Source organism: Sphingomonas rhamnosi, from assembly GCF_036663615.1.
GTDB lineage: Bacteria > Pseudomonadota > Alphaproteobacteria > Sphingomonadales > Sphingomonadaceae > Sphingomonas.
Genome location: NZ_JAXOJJ010000004.1, coordinates 84,757 through 99,137, shown reverse-complemented (window position 1 = coordinate 99,137; position 14,381 = coordinate 84,757). Strand labels below are relative to the sequence as shown.

10 protein-coding genes are annotated in these 14,381 nt (G+C 66.8%); 2 read left to right on the top strand and 8 right to left on the bottom strand.

Annotated elements, in window-relative coordinates:
- Positions 1-76 precede the first annotated feature (76 nt).
- Both U1701_RS10050 and U1701_RS10045 read right to left on the bottom strand, forming a co-directional pair.
- Complete coding sequence (locus U1701_RS10050) at positions 77-3,664, bottom strand: autotransporter domain-containing protein (RefSeq protein ID WP_332782432.1); 3,588 nt, start codon at positions 3,662-3,664, stop codon at positions 77-79.
- Between the two features lie 156 nt (positions 3,665-3,820).
- Positions 3,821-4,543, bottom strand: coding sequence for a PAS domain S-box protein (locus U1701_RS10045; protein WP_332782431.1), 723 nt, complete (start codon positions 4,541-4,543; stop codon positions 3,821-3,823).
- A 289-nt stretch (positions 4,544-4,832) separates the two neighbouring features.
- Between U1701_RS10045 and acnA the strand changes: the two genes are divergently transcribed.
- The gene (acnA, locus tag U1701_RS10040; protein ID WP_332782430.1) at positions 4,833-7,517 is read left to right on the top strand and encodes an aconitate hydratase AcnA; all 2,685 of its coding nucleotides are present in this window, start codon (positions 4,833-4,835) and stop codon (positions 7,515-7,517) included.
- 205 nt (positions 7,518-7,722) lie between these two features.
- Here acnA and U1701_RS10035 read toward each other — a convergent pair whose 3' ends face one another.
- From U1701_RS10035 to U1701_RS10020, 4 genes are all read right to left on the bottom strand, one after another.
- The gene (locus U1701_RS10035; RefSeq protein WP_332782429.1) at positions 7,723-8,274 is read right to left on the bottom strand and encodes a GNAT family N-acetyltransferase; all 552 of its coding nucleotides are present in this window, start codon (positions 8,272-8,274) and stop codon (positions 7,723-7,725) included.
- Positions 8,271-9,053, bottom strand: a complete 783-nt coding sequence (locus U1701_RS10030) for a LysR family transcriptional regulator (protein ID WP_332782428.1) — start codon at positions 9,051-9,053, stop codon at positions 8,271-8,273. Before U1701_RS10030 ends, U1701_RS10035 begins: the two co-directional genes overlap by 4 nt.
- A gap of 142 nt (positions 9,054-9,195) precedes the next feature.
- The gene (gene apaG / locus U1701_RS10025) at positions 9,196-9,594 is read right to left on the bottom strand and encodes a Co2+/Mg2+ efflux facilitator ApaG/CorD (protein WP_332782427.1); all 399 of its coding nucleotides are present in this window, start codon (positions 9,592-9,594) and stop codon (positions 9,196-9,198) included.
- Positions 9,591-10,796 (bottom strand): trans-sulfuration enzyme family protein, encoded by a 1,206-nt coding sequence (locus tag U1701_RS10020; protein ID WP_332782426.1) that lies wholly within the window; start codon positions 10,794-10,796, stop codon positions 9,591-9,593. The genes apaG and U1701_RS10020 overlap by 4 nt, the downstream gene beginning before the upstream one ends.
- 82 nt (positions 10,797-10,878) lie before the next feature.
- Here U1701_RS10020 and U1701_RS10015 point away from each other — a divergent pair, with 82 nt between their 5' ends.
- On the top strand, positions 10,879-12,096 hold the full coding sequence (locus U1701_RS10015; RefSeq protein ID WP_332782425.1) for a phospholipid carrier-dependent glycosyltransferase: 1,218 nt from the start codon (positions 10,879-10,881) through the stop codon (positions 12,094-12,096).
- 110 nt (positions 12,097-12,206) lie between these two features.
- Here the strand turns inward: U1701_RS10015 and U1701_RS10010 are convergent, their stop codons facing one another.
- Together U1701_RS10010 and leuB are read right to left on the bottom strand one after the other, a co-directional pair.
- Positions 12,207-13,307, bottom strand: coding sequence for a glycosyltransferase family 2 protein (locus U1701_RS10010; RefSeq protein ID WP_332782424.1), 1,101 nt, complete (start codon positions 13,305-13,307; stop codon positions 12,207-12,209).
- Entirely contained in the window at positions 13,304-14,350 is a 1,047-nt protein-coding gene (gene leuB / locus U1701_RS10005) for a 3-isopropylmalate dehydrogenase (protein ID WP_332782423.1), read from the bottom strand. The genes U1701_RS10010 and leuB overlap by 4 nt, the downstream gene beginning before the upstream one ends.
- Between the last annotated feature and the right edge of the window lie 31 nt (positions 14,351-14,381).

The following is a 14,381-nucleotide window of genomic DNA, read 5'->3' as shown; positions in this document are numbered from 1 at the left end:
TAACGCTGCGATAGACGAACGAAGAGCCGCTCCCTTTCGGGAACGGCTCTTGTGATGTGGTACAGGACGGCCCGGGTCAGAACCGGAACGTCACCGTCCCCTTGTACGACTGGTTCTCGACATCGTTGCGCTCGACCGTGCTGTCGGCGCCGATCGACAGGTCGACCCGGCGTCCGACCAGAGTCAGTCCGGCGCTGATCTCCGCCCAGTTCTTGTCCTGCCCGGCCAGCGCGAACAACGCGTTGGGTCCGATGCCGCCGACGAAGTTTGCCCCGAACACCGCGGGCGTGGACTGGAAGTCGTGGACGAAGTTGGCCGACGCGTAGGGACGGATCGTGGTACCGCCGCTGAGCGACAGCCCGGCACGCCCCTGCAAGCTGTCGAACGCACGGCGATCGGTGAACAATGCCGGACCGCCGCCCGATTCGAGCGCCTTGCCGAAGCCGATATGGCTGGCGCGCATCGAGATGCGCGGCCCGACCTTCAGGTCCGACAGGTTGAACGCCTTGCCGAGTCCGACCTCCGTGACCACCGTCAGCGCCGAATCGGTGCTGCGCAGTCGATAGGTCGTACCGACCACGCCGACGCTACGATCGGTCCGGGCAACGAATGCGCCGGCGCTGAACTGGGTGTCCAGCACGATCCCGGTCGCGGTCTCCAGCTTGCCGTAGAGCGTCGCCTGATACAGTTCGCCCTTGGCATCCTGCACCTGCCCGCGGGTCCGCCCGTCGAGGTTGCTGTACGAGAAGCTGAAACCGATCGCGCCATCGTCGCCGGCCTGCTTCTCGAGCCCGCCGGCGATGTAATAGCCGTCGAACGTGTCACGGCCCCCGAACGGACGCGCGGTCGGCATCGACTGGCTGTTGCCGTCGATATAGCCCGCGGCGAGGAACCCGCTCATGTCGTCGGGCAAACGGCCCGGCTGCATCGTCATCGACGCCGAATCGCTCGCGGTCTGCTGCGCGCCGGGCAGGTCGCTGGCCAGCAGCGACGCCACCTCGAACGGCTTGCCGATCACCGCCAGCGTGCCGCCGAGACCGGCCGCCACGTCCATCTGCGCCAGACGGTCGCGGTGGAAGCGCGAGATGTTGTCGAGCGCGGCGATACCCATCGCCGTCTTCAACGTCTCCGCACGCGGTGCAAGCCCCTCGAGGGTCGCGCGGATCGTCGCCGTATCCTGCAGATCGAGCGGACCATACAACCCGCTGAGAGTCGCATAGTTCGAACGGTTGCGGTCGAGCAGCCCGGCATAGGCCCCCTGCACCGCAGTCCCGGCAACGACGTTCTGGTACAGCCCGGCGGCGATCCGGACCTGCACCGAGGTCGGGGTATAGACATACGTCGGCGTCAGGATCGCGCTCAGCGGGGTCGCCGCCGCGAAGCTGCCGGTCGTTCCGCCCTGCGCGGTCAGGATGGTGTACAGGTCGTTCGAGCGGATCATGTGGCCCGCCACCGGTGCGAAGCCGACCCGACCGCCCAGGTTGACGATACCGTTGGTCGGCGTCGTGCCGTTAAAGGTGGTCGCGACGAACGCCAGGCGATCCGACGTGTTGTTCGGCCCCAGATCGATCAGCAGGTTGCTGGCCGACGCCAGCACGCCGTTGCCGCCCACCGTCAGCGTGCCGATCGTCCCCATCGTCCCGGGGGCGATCATCCCGCTGACGCTGGTGAAGTACGGCGTGTTGATGCGACCCGATCCGGTGAGCAAGCCGGCGAGCATGAAATAGTCGCCCGGCGTGGAGATCACCCCGTCGTTCTGGACCGTGCCCGTGACCTGGTTGATCGTCATCAGGCTGGTCAGCGAGCCGGCCGAGGTCACCGCCAGGCGGGCAGCGCTGCCCGCGACCGTGAACTTGTCGACCGTGACCGCGCTGGCCAGGGTCGTCGTGCCCGCCGCCGTCAGGCTGACGTCGTAATAGCGCGCGCTGCGTTGAGTCGTGCGGTCCGGATCGATGTTGTTCGGCACGAAATTGGTCGCGCCCGGCAGCCCGTTGACCAGGGTCGCCGGCGGGGTCGCGACGACCGCAGCCGAGACGTCGGCCTGACCAACATTCTCGGCCCCGTTGAGCAGGCTCGAATCGACCCTGCCGTCCTGCGCGACGTTCTCGGCGGAAATCCCGCCGCGGCCGCTTGCGGTGGTGACGGTGTTGCCGGCAACGATCGTCGTGGCGGGTTCGTCCTCCTTGGCGACGGCAGCCGCGACCGCCGGGGAATCGGTCGTCGTGACGGGCACGCCGTTGATCGTCTCGATCCCGGTCTTCACGTCATAACAATCGGTCTGGAAGCAGATCTGGCCGAACTTGTTGGCATCGCCGGCGATCCCTGCGCCGGTGGTGGTCGGCACGCCGTTCACCAGCGCGCCGTTGACGATCACCTGATAATTGGGATCCAGCGCGGTCACCCAGTGGCTGGCATCGGTCCACGCCGCATCGCCCGCCTTGCTCTGCGCATAGCGATACGGATTGTTCGCGGCGATATAGTCCCAGAACAGATAGAGCGGCTGATAGAAGCTCTGGGTGCCATAGGCGCCGAACGGAGTCTGGCTGTAGAATCGGCTGCCGCCCGACAGCACGCCGATCACGACCTGTTTGGCGAACGCGCGGTCAAGGATCAGCGGACCGCCCGAATCGCCGCCCGCGGTCGTGCCCTCGTTGGGCAGCGCATCATCCTTGAACAGGTTGAAGTCATACGGGCTGGCCTGCGCCGTGCCGCGGCGCGGATCGTCGAAGTCGAGCTGGTACAGGTTCTGCGGCAGGCCGCTCGGCGCGCCGAACAGGAACGCATCACGGTCGTCGAACGAGCCGAGCAGGCCGATCGTGTTTTCCGCGATGCGCCGGCGGTAATCGATGCCGCCGGTGTCCCCTGTGGTGGTGCCGCCAGTGCCGTTGCGGCCATAGCCGGTCAGCGTCACGTGGTAACCGGTGCCGGTGGTGTTGCCGATCGTCGCGGGCGCCGGCAGGGCCGAGAACAACAGCGCCCAGGTCGGCACGTTTGCCGCCGGCGTATCGAGAGTCGCGATCGCGACGTCGGCCTGAATGAAGTTCTGCGCCAGGCCGAGCTTCAGCGAGTCGGCGTTATAAACGACCTGGTTGACGTTGTAGAGGAAGTTGGCGGTGTTGGTCTTGAACTGCTGGGTGTTGACCGCGCCGCCGGTGACCGTCGGCAGGTACCACGCACGCAGCGCCGCAAGATTGTCCTGCGCGAAGCCGAACGCGATCGGAATGCCGCCGCCCTGCGACCCATAGCCCCAAGGGTTTTGCGGGCCCGTTCCGGCAGCGTTCTCGTTCACGCAGTGCGCGGCGAAGATCACCGTGCGCGGGTTGATCAGCGTTCCGGTGCAAATGCCGATCCCGTCGGCATAGGCGATCGTCATGTTGCCGACACCGTTGACGCCGCCCGCGGTATCCTGCGCGGTCGTCGGGGTGCCAGGGGACCGGACGACGATGTCGGGTTCGTAGCCGAGATCCGAGGCCTTCAGGACGGTGCCCGCGAGCGCCTTGTTCTCCAGATCGCTGACGTTCAGCAGCGTGACGGCCTGCGCACCGTTCTCCACGCCCGTCGGACGGTCCTGTGCGTGCGCCAGAGCGGGCAAAGCCAGCAACGCGGTAGACGCCATCAAACCGGTGCGGACGCGACTCAGTGCACGCGTGGATACGATCGCCATAACCCTGTATTCCCCCAATAGCGCGACACACCTTCCCCAGCGGTCGTCGTGCCGACAGCCTATGCACAGCTCTTTGGAGACGTAATCCGTCATGTTACAAAGTTGAAATAGCCGACGGAAACGCGTCAATTTTGCAACAGGGCAGTCAATCGTCGCTTAGTGAAAGCTTCCGAAACTGGGTCCGCAAATGGTACTCGCGCCCGGCAAAGCCACGCCTTGCCAAGCCAACAGTTCCCGCAAGTGACGCTCGATCCGCGTCTGACCGCGAAACGTCAGGCGAACGGCGCGGTCGACCGGACTGGTTCTGCTTGGCTCGCACTCGATGAAATCGCCGAGTGCGAGGACTTTCAGCCAGCGAGCCCCGGTGGGTTTCGCGATGCCGAGTTCCTCCCACATCGCACCCGCCGTCAGCTCACGCCCTTCCATTTCCCCCACATAGGCAGCGAGCAGCACATCCCAGGCGGGATCCGTGAACAGCCCGCGATCAAAGATCTCGCTGCGCAGACGACGGCTTTTGTAGAGCAGACGCGCCACGTTCAGCAGTTCGCCGGATTCGCTGCGATCCTCGGTCGCGTCCAGCAGGTGGGTCGTCGCGATATACTGCGGCTCGGCGCCGACGATGCGGATCAGCGACACCTCGTTGCGCACCCAAACGCTCGATCCGTCGCCGCGAATATAGCGTTTGACGATTGTGAACGGCCTGCCGTCGCGCCGCGTCTGGCACAACAACGCCTGGTTGTCTTCGCGGCTTTCCGGCGCCGTCACGGCGATGATCCGGGTGCCGATCAGGCGATCCATCGGAACCCCGATGATGTCGCAAAATGCCGAATCGACGCCCGTGAACCGCCCGGTCATGTCCCCGGTCGAATGGCCGATCAATCCCATTCCTGATCCCCCTCGAAACGCAACTGCTACAAATGTTACAGTATATTACGGACGAGCGTTACAGGGAAATCACCGCGATCCACCGTCATCTGGCGATTCTGGCAAATCCCGCGTGCTCAAGAGAACCGCTCGCAGGACCGCGCCCGCCCTTCCCCCACCCCCTCCCCCTTGCTAAGGCCCGCCGGGTAACAGCATTCTGCTCGGTTCCCCGGCGCGCCCCGCGCGGCCTTTCGGCCGCTTCCCCGCGGCGCCCCTGCGACCGGCGCCCATGGGAAGGACCCCTATGACTGCCATTGGCCAGGACACCCTGAAAACCCGCACGAGTCTGTCGACCGGCGGCAAGACCTATGATTACTACAGCCTCGCCAAGGCGTCGGAACAGCTCGGCGACATCAGCCGCCTGCCCTTCTCGATGAAGGTGCTGCTCGAGAATCTGCTGCGCTTCGAGGACGGCGTCACCGTCACGCGCGACGACATCCAGGCGATCGTCGACTGGCAGAAGGATTGCCGCTCCAACCGCGAGATCCAGTATCGCCCCGCGCGCGTGCTGATGCAGGATTTCACCGGCGTGCCCTGCGTCGTCGATCTCGCCGCGATGCGCGATGCGATGACCAAGCTCGGCGGCAACCCCGAGAAGATCAATCCGCAGGTGCCCGTCCATCTCGTCATCGATCACTCGGTGATGGTCGACGAATTCGGCACGCCCAAGGCGTTCGAGGATAACGTCGACCTCGAGTACCAGCGCAACATCGAACGCTACGAGTTCCTGAAATGGGGCAGCAAGGCGCTCGACAACTTCCAGGTCGTGCCGCCGGGCACCGGTATCTGCCACCAGGTGAACCTCGAATATATCGGCCAGGCCGTGTGGTCGTCGGCATCGTCGGGCCAGCATGGCGACGGCACGATGATGGCATACCCCGACACGCTGGTCGGCACCGACAGCCACACCACGATGATCAACGGCCTGGGCGTGCTCGGCTGGGGCGTCGGCGGGATCGAGGCCGAGGCCGCGATGCTCGGCCAGCCCGTTTCGATGCTGATCCCCGAAGTCGTCGGCTTCAAGCTGACCGGTGCGGTCAACGAAGGCATCACCGCGACCGATCTGGTGCTGACCGTCACGCAGATGCTGCGCGCCAAGGGCGTCGTCGGCCGCTTCGTCGAGTTCTACGGCCCCGGCCTCGACACGATGACGCTCGCCGACCGCGCGACGATCGCGAATATGGCACCCGAATATGGCGCGACCTGCGGCTTCTTCCCGATCGACGACAAGACGATCGACTATCTGCGTCTCACCGCTCGGTCCGACGAAAACATCGAGTTGGTCGAGGCCTATGCCAAGGCCAACGGCTTCTGGCGTGATGCCGATGCGCCGGATCCGGTGTTCACCGACACGCTCGAACTCGACATGGGCACCGTCGTCGCATCGCTCGCCGGCCCCAAGCGCCCGCAGGACCGCGTCAGCCTCAACAAGGTCGACGAGGTGTTCAACGGCGATCTGCACAAGATCTACCACAAGGAAAAGGCGCTCCGCGTGCCCGTCGAGGGGAAGACCCACGACATCGGTGACGGCGACGTCGTGATCGCGGCGATCACCAGCTGCACCAACACCTCGAACCCGAGCGTGCTGGTTGCCGCAGGGCTCGTCGCCCGCAAGGCACGCGCGCTTGGCCTGACGTCGAAGCCGTGGGTCAAGACGTCGCTGGCGCCGGGTTCGCAGGTCGTCACCGACTATCTGGACAAGGCAGGCCTGACGGACGACCTGAACTATCTCGGCTTCAACCTGGTCGGCTATGGCTGCACCACCTGCATCGGCAATTCGGGTCCGCTCGATCCGCCGATCTCGGCCGCCATCAACGAGAACGACCTGGTCGCCGCGTCGGTGCTGTCGGGCAACCGCAACTTCGAGGGCCGCGTGTCGCCCGACGTCCGCGCCAACTTCCTCGCCTCGCCGCCCCTCGTCGTCGCCTATGCGATCAAGGGCACCGTCACGACCGACATGATCGAGACGCCGCTGGGCCAGGGTTCGGACGGCCAGGACGTGTATCTGCGCGACATCTGGCCGACCAACGCCGAAGTCCGCAGCACGATGGACGCCAATATCGACGCGACGATGTTCGGGTCGCGCTACGGCGACGTCTATGCCGGCGACGACAAGTGGCGCGGGATCGAAGTGACCGGTTCGGACACCTACGCATGGCGCGCAGGCAGCACCTATGTCGCCAACCCGCCCTATTTCGAGGGCCTGTCGATGACGCCTGCCCCGGTGCAGGACATCATCGACGCCAAGCCGCTTGCGATCCTGGGCGACTCGATCACGACCGACCACATCAGCCCGGCGGGCTCGATCAAGGCGGACAGCCCGGCCGGCCGCTTCCTGCAGGAGCATCAGGTCAGCAAGGGCGACTTCAACAGCTACGGCGCGCGTCGCGGCAACCATGACGTGATGATGCGCGGCACCTTCGCCAACATCCGCATCAAGAACGAGATGGTCCCCGGCGTCGAAGGCGGCATGTCGAAGTACAACGGCGAGACCATGGCGATCTACGACGCCGCGATGCGCTTCAAGGAAGACGGCACGCCGCTGGTGATCGTCGCCGGCAAGGAATATGGCACCGGCTCGTCGCGCGACTGGGCGGCGAAGGGCACCAACCTGCTCGGCGTGCGCGCGGTCATCACCGAGAGCTTCGAGCGTATCCACCGTTCGAACCTGGTCGGCATGGGCGTGCTGCCGCTGCAGTTCGCCGACGGTGTCGATCGCCAGACGCTGAAGCTCGACGGCTCGGAGACGTTCACGATTACCGACGTGGCCGCGATCCGTCCGCGCCAGGACGTGACCGTCAAGCTGACCCGCGCCGACGGGACGAGCGAGACGTTCGAGACGCGCTGCCGGATCGATACCGTCAACGAGCTGGAATATTTCCTGAACGGCGGCATCCTGCAGTACGTGCTGCGCAACCTGGCGGCCTGACGCGAAAAAGCGGGGCGACCTGAAAGGTCGCCCCGTAGTTCAGGGAGAAGACCGGGCAACAGGGGTGAAAACCCGGCCGATGCCGCCGCGGGAGGGAGAAGCGGCGACCCGCTCGCTCTGCCGCCGATATGTTGCCGGGATATGTCAGGGCGTCGGGTATCCGCCAGCCCCGTCGACCCGGACCACGTCCGGGGTCACGAAGGGTTCAGGCCCGACCCACTGCGCGCCAATCCCGCGCGCGCAGCCCGTAGATCAGGCTGTCGCGCATCCCGAGATGCGTTTCCCATTCGTCGCGCAGCAACCGCTCGCGACGAAACCCAAGCCGTTCCAGCAACAGGATCGACGCGGTATTCTCGGTGTCGGCGTCGGCGAACACGCGCTTGCGGCCCTCCTGGAACAGTCGGTCGACCACGGCGGACACAGCCTCGCTGGCGATCCCGCGTCCCCATGCCTCACGCGCGAGGATGAACCCGATCTCGGTCACCCCGCCGCGTTCGTCGCCGTCGGCCTCGCTGCCCGAGACCCAGCCGATCGCGCGGTCGTCGCCGGTGCGGGTGATCGCCCAGGTCCGCTGGTTGCCGGGCTCCGCCTCTTCGGCGAGATACACGCGGACGGCATCGACGGTGTCGAGCGGGCCGTCCGCGGAATAGGTCATCAGTTCGGCGTCGGCGAGCATCGGATGCAGCGCTGACGCATCCTCCTCGACGAGCGGCCGCAACCGCAGCCGCGCGGTGGCCAAGACCGGATGATCGGTCATGCCGTCAGCGCGTCGACGAGCGCGCGTACCTTCTTCTGCCGCCACTGCGGCAGGGGCGCGACCAGCCAATAGCCGCCGCGCGACGGCTGTGCCTCGCCGATCACCGCGACGCGACCGCTGGCGATGTCGCCCCGGGCGAGCATTTCGGGCACCGTCGTCCGTCCGAAGCCGGCGGCAGCGGCATCGATCGCCAGCCCCGCATCGGCGACCCGCACCAGCGCGCCGACCGCGTCGCCGCTCCAGACGATCGTGGCATCCGACTGGCCGCCGGTCGCGGCGATCGTCACGAGCCCTTCGGATTCGAGCGCTTCGCCTTCATGCTCGCCGGGCCCGTCGCCCCAGCGGATCGCGAGGTCAAGATTGGCTTCGGTGAAGTCGACATTCTCATCCGCGGTGATCAGCACGAACCGCAATTCGCCATCCGCCGCCGCGATCTCGGCGAGCCGCGGCATCAGCCACTTCTCGGTCAGGTCGCGCGGTGCGGCGATCGTCAGCGACTTGGACGACTGCCCCGCCTGCATCGCGCGCACCGCTTCTTCGAACTGCAAAAAGCCGTTGCGAAGCGGCCCCAGCCCCGCCTCGGCCTCGGGCGTCAGCTCCAGCCCCCGCGTCGTGCGGCGGAACAGCACGACGCCGAGCGTATCCTCGAGCGCGCGGATCTGCTGTCCCACGGCTGCCGGCGTCACCGCGAGTTCGTCCGCGGCGCGCGTGAACGACAGATGCCGCGCCGCGGCGTCGAGCACACGGAGCCCGTTGAGAGGGAGATGCGTGCGCTTCATGCCGTCCCCTCGCCAAATTCCGTCACCCCAGCGAAGGCTGGGGTTTCTCTGTTGCTGATCGCAGCACCCGCCCCATGAAGACCCCAGCCAACGCTGGGGTGACGGATTGGGGTGCGCGCTGGGAAAGGGGCATGCAGGCCTCTCACGACGCCACCGCCGGCGCCAGCAGCGTGAACCGCGGGATATCGACGTCAAACACCGCGCCGGTATCGTCGACCATCCGGTACGTGCCCTGCATCGCGCCGCTGGGCGTCGCCAGCGGGCAGCCCGAGACATAGTCGAAGCTCGCGCCGACCTCGATCAGCGGCTGTTCGCCGACCACGCCCTCGCCCTCGACGCTATGCCGCGCACCGCGCCCGTCGGTGATCTCCCAGTGCCGCGTCAGCAACTGCACCGCGCCCGGGCCGTCATTCTCGATCCGGATATGATAGGCCCAGAACCAGCGGCCGCGCTGCGGCTCCGACTGTTCGGGCAGATAGCTGACCGAGACCCGCACCGTCACCTCGTGCGTCGTCGCCGCATAGGTGAACAGCGCCTTCACAGCCCGACGCGCCCCAGCGCACGGTCGAGATCGTCGATCACGTCCTGTGCGTCCTCGAGCCCGACGTTGAGCCGCAACAATCCCTCGGTCACGCCCATCTCAAGGCGCTTGTCCTCGGCGACGCTCGAATGCGTGGTCGAGGCGGGGTGCGTCATCAGCGAGCGCGAATCGCCGATGTTGTTCGAGATATCGACCAGTTCGAGCGCATCGAGCAGACCGTGCGCCTGCTCACGGCCCTCGACCTCGAACGCGAAGATCGGCCCGCACGCGTCCATCTGGCTCATCGCCAGATTATGCTGCGGGTGGCTCGCCAGACCCGGATGCAACACGCGCGGTACGCGGCCTTCCAGGAACGCGCCGACCTTCAGCGCATTGTCCGACTGGCGGTGGATGCGCAGGTCGAGCGTCTCCAAGCCCTTCAGCACCACCCAGGCGTTGAACGGCGACAGCGTGGGGCCGGTGTTGCGCGTGAACGGCAACAGCGTGTTGGCGATGAAATCCTCGGTCCCGCACACCGCGCCCGCCAGCACGCGGCCCTGCCCGTCCATCATCTTGGTCGCGCTATAGGCGGTGACGTCCGCGCCGAACTCCATCGGCCGCTGCAGCGCGGGCGTCGCGAAGGCGTTGTCGACCACCGTCGTGATGCCGCGTTCGCGCGCGATGTCGCACACTGCCTTCAGGTCGACGACGTCCATCGTCGGATTGGCGGGAGTCTCGAAGAAGAACACCTTCGTATTCGGCTTCACCGCGTCGAGGAATGCCTGCGGGTCGCGCGCATCGACGATCGTCGTCTGGATGCCGAATTTCGGCAGCAGCGTGTCGGTCAGCCAGCGGCACGACCCGAACGCCGCGCGGCCGCCGACCAGGTGATCGCCGGTCTGCAGCTGGCACAGCAGCACCGCGGTCATCGCCGCCATGCCCGTCGCCATCGTCCGGCACGCTTCCGCGCCTTCGAGCAGCGCGATCCGCTCTTCGAGCATCTGGACGGTCGGGTTCTGCAGCCGGGAATAGGTCATCCCGTCCTGCTCGCCGGCAAAGCGCGCCGCGGCATCGCCCGCCTTGTCGTAGCAATAGCCCGAGGTGAGGAACAACGCCTCCGACGTCTCGCCATATTCGCTGCGCGCGGTACCTCCGCGCACGGCCTGCGTCTGCGGACGCCATGTCTGGGTGATCGAACGATCCTGGCCGGTCTTGCGCTTCATACGCGCCGCTTTGCCGGTGACGGCCCCGGATGACAAGGGCGGACCCTTGATCGGGGGCCCCCGACCGGGGCACAAGCGGGGCATGCGCACCCGCCCCCTGGCTCCCGCTATCGCCATCGGCGCGCTCGCACAGGCGGTGTTCGCATGGCGGCTGACGACGCCGCACAGCCTGGTGTTCGACGAGATCCATTACGTCCCCGCGGCGCGGACTCTGCTGACGCTGTGGCATCCCGTCAACACCGAACACCCGCTGCTCGGCAAGCTGCTGATCGCGCTCGGGATCGCGCTGTTCGGCGACAATCCGCTCGGCTGGCGCGCGCTGTCGACGCTGGCCGGGACGGCGACCGTGCTCGGCGTCTACGCGATCCTGTGGCTGATGCTCGGGCGCGTGCGACGGGCGGTGATCGGCAGCTTGCTGGTGCTCGTCAACTGTACCGTGTTCGTGCAGGCACGGATCGCGATGCTCGACGGGTTCATGGCGGCCTTCGTCGTCGGCGCGGTCGCGGCGATGCTGTGGGCGATGCGCGGTAAAGGCCCGCAGGTGTGGCGCCGCTGGCTGCTCGGCAGCGTTCTGCTGGGGCTTGCGGTAGGGGTCAAATGGACCGCGCTGCCCTATGTGGCCTATGCGGGGATCGCCTTTCTCTGCTTGAACCGTCCGAACCGCTGGCCCGGACTTGCCCTGTGGCGGGCGCTGGCGATCCTGGGGCTAGGCAGCGGCTTGACCTATCTGGCGACATTCGCCCCGGCTTTCTTCTACGCACAGGATCCGCTGACGATACGGACGCTGATCCCGTTCCAGTTCGAGATGCTCACGCGCCAGACGATCGTGCTGCCGCACCACAACTACCAGTCGCCCTGGTGGAGCTGGCCCTTGATGATCCGGCCGGTCTGGTACCTCTACGAGCCCGTCGATGGCGCGGTGCGCGGCGTGCTGATGATTGGTAATCCGGTGGTGATGTGGGGCGGGCTGGTCGCGGTCGCCCTATGCCTGCGGGCCGCGATCCGCGAACGCAGCGCCATGCTGTACGCCGTCGCAGGGCTATGGGCCGGATCCTGGGCGATGTGGGCGGTCATCCCAAAGTCGGTCGGCTTCTTCTATTATTACTATCTGTCGAGCATCTGGCTGTGCGTCGTGCTGGCGGTGGCGCTCGACCGGGTCGGGCGGCGGCGGCCATGGGACGTTGCGTTCCTGACGCTCGCGGCCGGACTGTTCGTCTATTTCTACCCGATCCTATCCGCCGCGGCATTGCCGGACTCTCGCGCGTTTGTCCGGTGGATCTGGTTCAGCAGCTGGGCGTGATCACCCGTCACCCCAGCGAAGGCTGGGGTCTCCCGTTGGCGGGCGCAGCACCCGCCCATAAAGATCCCAGCCTTCGCTGGGATGACGAGAAGCGGCAGCTCCCGCCCGCATCAGTACCGCCCCCAGGTGAATTTCGACGACAGCGCGTAATTCCACACCGCGCCGACCAGCACGCCGATCAACGCGGACAGCGCCCAGGCGCCGTTCCGCCAGTCGTGCAGGAATGCCGCAACCCCGACATTCGCGACCGCCCCCACCGCGCAGATCACCGCGAACGACACCCAGCCGTCAAGCAATTGTCGCCACCCCTTCAACCGCCGGTCGCGATAGGTCAGCGCGTTGTTGAGGAAGAAATTGACCGTCAGCGCGGTCAGGGTCGCGGCGATCTCGCCCAGCAGGAACGACGCGCCGAGCCCTAGATACAGCGCACTCAGCACGCCCATATGCACGCCGACCCCGAGCACGCCGATCGCGGAGAACATCGCGAACCGCACCGGTACGATCCGACCGAACATCCGGTCGTACAGCGCGATCAGATATTCCATCGCGACGACGTGATCGAGCTTGCTCTCGCCCGCGGTGCGGGTGCGGAACGTGTAGGGCAGCTCGATGAAGCGCAGCGGCTTGGGGCTCGCAGTCAACAGGTCGAGCAGGATCTTGAACCCGATCGCCGACAGCTTCGGCGTCAGGTCGCGCACCACCTGCGTCCGGATCGCGAAGAAGCCCGACATCGGATCGCTCAGATCCGCCTTCAACACGCGCCGCGACAGCTTCGTCGCCAGCGCGGACTTGGCGACGCGGTCGCGGTCCCATTCCCCGGTGCCGCCCCCCGCGACGAACCGCGATCCCACCACCAGATCGAGATCGTCGCCGCGCAACAGGTCGAGCATCGCCGGCAGCAGAGTCTCGTCATGCTGCAGATCGCCGTCGATCACCGCCACGACCGGCGCGGCGGTGGCGCACATCCCCTCGATACACGCCGACGACAGACCGCGCCGCCCGATCCGCTGGATCACGCGGACGCGCGAATCGAGCCGTGCGATCTCCCGTGCCTCGGCGGCGGTGCCATCGGGACTATCGTCGTCGACGAAGATCGCTTCCCAGTTCACCCCCGCCAGCGCCTGATCGAGCTTGGCGATCAGCGTCGGCACGTTCGCCTTCTCGTTGAACGTCGGGATGACGACCGCAAGTTCGAGGAGGTCGGGCGTCACCCGAGCTGCGCCAGCACCGCGTCACCCATCGCCGCGGTCGACAGCGTGCCGCCGAGATCGGGCGTGCGCGCGCCGCCGACGATCGCCGCCGCCACCGCCGCCTCGATCCGGTCCGCCGCCTCGGGCATCGCCAGCGAATGCCGCAGCATCATCGCCGCGGACAGGATCGCCGCGCATGGATTGGCCTTGCCCTGCCCGGCGATATCCGGCGCAGACCCGTGGATCGGCTCGTACAGCCCCTGCCCCGATCCGTTGAGCGTGGCGGACGGCAGCATGCCGATCGAGCCTGCGCACATGCTCGCCTGGTCCGACAGGATGTCGCCGAACAGATTGCCGGTGACGATCACGTCGAACTGGCCGGGGTTGCGCACCAGCTGCATCGCGGCGTTGTCGACATACATGTGGCTGAGCTCGACGTCGGGATACTCCGCGCCCATCGCCGTCACCACGTCGCGCCACAGCTGCGATGTTTCGAGCACGTTGGCCTTGTCGATCGAGCACAGCCGGCGATTTCGCGTCCGCGCGGTCTCGAACCCGACGCGCGCGATGCGGCTGACCTCGTCCTCATCGTACGACATCACGTCATAGCCTTCGCGGCGACCCGCGGGGGTGGTGCGAAACCCCTTCTCGCCGAAATAAACGTCGCCATTGGTCTCGCGGACGATCACCAGATCGATCGCGGCGGCGACTTCCGGGCGCAGCGCGGAGGCGTCCTCCAGACCCTTGAACAAGGTCGCCGGCCGCAGGTTTGCGAACAGCCCGAGTTCCTTGCGCAGCCCCAGGATCGCCTGTTCCGGCCGCAGCGACCGTTCAAGCGCGTCGCAGCTGGGATCGCCGACCGCACCGAACAGGATCGCATCCGCCCGCCGTGCGAGCGCCAGCGTCTTCGGCGGCAGCGGATGACCCTCGGCATGATAGGCCGCACCGCCGACCAGCGCCTCTTCATAGCTGAGCTCGAGCCCGAGCGCGTCGAGCACGCGGCGCGCCTGTGCGGTGACTTCGGGGCCGATGCCGTCGCCGGCGAGTATCGCGATCAGGGGCATGTCGTCTCCTCTGCCCCGGCATGTGCCGGGC

What these genes read in the sequence shown, in the direction of transcription:
- U1701_RS10050 (WP_332782432.1), bottom strand. Translation starts at nt 3,664, where the DNA reads ATGGCGATCGTATCCACGCGTGCACTGAGTCGCGTCCGCACCGGTTTG.
- acnA (WP_332782430.1), top strand. Translation starts at nt 4,833, where the DNA reads ATGACTGCCATTGGCCAGGACACCCTGAAAACCCGCACGAGTCTGTCG.
- U1701_RS10035 (WP_332782429.1), bottom strand. Translation starts at nt 8,274, where the DNA reads ATGACCGATCATCCGGTCTTGGCCACCGCGCGGCTGCGGTTGCGGCCG.
- U1701_RS10030 (WP_332782428.1), bottom strand. Translation starts at nt 9,053, where the DNA reads ATGAAGCGCACGCATCTCCCTCTCAACGGGCTCCGTGTGCTCGACGCC.
- U1701_RS10020 (WP_332782426.1), bottom strand. Translation starts at nt 10,796, where the DNA reads ATGAAGCGCAAGACCGGCCAGGATCGTTCGATCACCCAGACATGGCGT.
- U1701_RS10015 (WP_332782425.1), top strand. Translation starts at nt 10,879, where the DNA reads ATGCGCACCCGCCCCCTGGCTCCCGCTATCGCCATCGGCGCGCTCGCA.
- leuB (WP_332782423.1), bottom strand. Translation starts at nt 14,350, where the DNA reads ATGCCCCTGATCGCGATACTCGCCGGCGACGGCATCGGCCCCGAAGTC.